1 protein-coding gene is annotated in these 1899 nt (G+C 44.0%); it reads left to right on the top strand.

Features of this window, described 5'->3' with window-relative positions:
* The first annotated feature begins 1 nt into the window (after nt 1).
* Complete coding sequence (locus tag BBW68_RS13580) at nt 2-1870, top strand: protelomerase family protein (protein ID WP_070135755.1); 1869 nt, start codon at nt 2-4, stop codon at nt 1868-1870.
* Nucleotides 1871-1899: the final 29 nt, after the last annotated feature.

Genomic DNA, 1899 nt, shown 5'->3' with positions numbered 1-1899 from the left:
AATCAATTCGCTCGTGAACGAGGTTGAGTCAATAGACTCCTCTGACCGTACACAAAGTGTGAAAACGAAGAGAATTAAAGCCGCCGCAACACGGTATAAAAATACTTTATTCAATGATAAAAGGAAGTTCCGTGGGAACGGATTGCAAAAAAGAATAACTGCAAATACTTTTAACGCATATATGAGCAGGGCAAGGAAGCGCTTTGATGATAAGTTGCATTATAGCTTTGATAAAAATATTCACAAATTATCCGAAAAGTATCCGCTTTATAGTGAAGAAATTTCTTCATGGCTGTCTATGCCTGCTGCAACTATCCGCCAGCACATGTCAGCGCTTCAATCAAAATTAAAATTAATAATGCCTCTTGCCGAAGAATTATCAAATTTTAAATTTGGTACTAAAAGCAGCAAGGCTAAGTTAATAAAATTAACCCCAAAATACCCCGACTGGAGTTTTGCTATTAGCGATTTAACCAGTGAAAATTGGAAAAACAGTCGTGATTACCTTTATAAATTGTTCCAGCAAGGTTCCTCTTTGTTAGAAGACCTTAGCCAGCTTAAGGTTAACCATGAGGTTCTATACCATCTGCAACTAAGCCCTGCGGAAAGAACCTCTATACAACAGCGATGGGCCGATGTACTGCGTGATAAGAAGCGCAATGTAGTCATTATTGACTACCCAACATATATGCAGTCCATTTATGACATCTTAAATAGTCCTAGTGCTTTATTTAGCTTAAACAGTCGTTCTGGCATGGCTCCTTTAGCCTTTGCTCTGGCAGCAGTATCAGGCCGAAGAATGATTGAGATAATGTTTCAAGGAAAATTTACGGTATCAGGAAGATATACCGTGGATTTTTCCGGTCAGGCTAAGAAACGCTCTGAAGATAAAAGTATATCAAAAAAGATTTATACACTCTGTGAAGCTAAGCTATTTGTTGGATTATTAAATGAATTACGCTCCTGTCGTGCTGCTTCTGACTTTGATGACGTAGTTAAAGGATATGGCGAAAACGACACAAGGTCAGAGAACGGAAGAATTAACGCTATTTTAGCAAAGGCCTTCAACCCCTGGGTTAAATCATTCTTCGGTGATGACCGCCGCGTTTATAAAGATAGCCGCGCTATTTACGCCCGTATCGCATATGAAATGTTCTTCCGCGTCGATCCACGGTGGAAAAACGTCGATGAAGACGTGTTCTTCATGGAGATACTCGGTCACGACGACGAAAATACCCAACTGCACTACAAACAGTTCAAGCTGGCCAATTTCTCCAGAACATGGCGTCCACATGTTGGGAACGAAAACAGCCGGCTGGTGGCTCTCCAGCAACTGGATGAAGCTATGCCCGGATTCGCCAGAGGCGACGCTGGTGTAAGCTTGCACGAAACCGTTAAGCAGCTGGTAGAGCAGGACCCTTCTGTGAAAATCACAAACAGCACGCTAAGAGCCTTTAAATTCAGTCCGACGATGATTTCCCGGTACCTGGAATTTGCAGCTGACGCGCTGGAGCAGTTCGTTGGCAAAAATGGCCAGTGGCAACTGAAGGTTGAAACGCCGGCGATCATCCTGCCAGATGATGATGCCGTTGAGCCAATCGACGGACCAGACGATGATTCCCAGGATGATGATCTTGACGACGATGAAATAGAGCTGGATAAAAAGAACGGCCAGCCGCATGACGAACAGGAAGAACCAGAAGAACGCCAACCGGCTGCACCAAAACCCATATTTAAACCGGCAAAAAACAACGGTGACGGCACATACGTGATCGAGTTTGAATACGATGGAAAGCATTATGCCTGGTCCGGCCCAGCCGACAGACCGATGGCCGCTATGCGATCCGCATGGGCGGCGTACCACAACTAAAAGAAAGAAGCTGTCCTAGATAACTAAGA

Origin of the sequence: Candidatus Erwinia dacicola (assembly GCF_001756855.1) — a bacterium.
GTDB lineage: Bacteria > Pseudomonadota > Gammaproteobacteria > Enterobacterales > Enterobacteriaceae > Erwinia > Erwinia dacicola.
This window is presented reverse-complemented; position numbering and strand designations above follow the sequence as displayed.